Genomic DNA, 212 nt, shown 5'->3' with positions numbered 1-212 from the left:
GGCCGCTACCTGAAAAAACCGCCGATCTCGGGCAGTCGTCTGGCGCATTACACCTGCGGGGCCACGTTGAGCTTCACCTACCTGGATCACCGCACACAGACCTATCAGCAGGAAACGCTGAGCCAGGCCGACATGCTGCGCCGGGTGGTGCAGCACATCCCGGAAAAACATTTCCGGATGATCCGGTATTTTGGTTTTCTGGCCAATCGGGT

Annotated in this window: 1 protein-coding gene; it reads left to right on the top strand. The window is 58.5% G+C overall.

Features of this window, described 5'->3' with window-relative positions:
• A partial coding sequence (locus tag ALO64_RS26220; protein WP_235804987.1) for a transposase occupies positions 1-212 on the top strand: 212 nt, incomplete at both ends.

The sequence above is a fragment of the Pseudomonas meliae genome (assembly GCF_001400515.1).
GTDB classification, from domain to species: Bacteria; Pseudomonadota; Gammaproteobacteria; order Pseudomonadales; family Pseudomonadaceae; genus Aquipseudomonas; species Aquipseudomonas amygdali.
The sequence above is the reverse complement of the archived record's forward strand: the minus strand, read 5'-3'. Positions and strand labels throughout refer to the sequence as shown.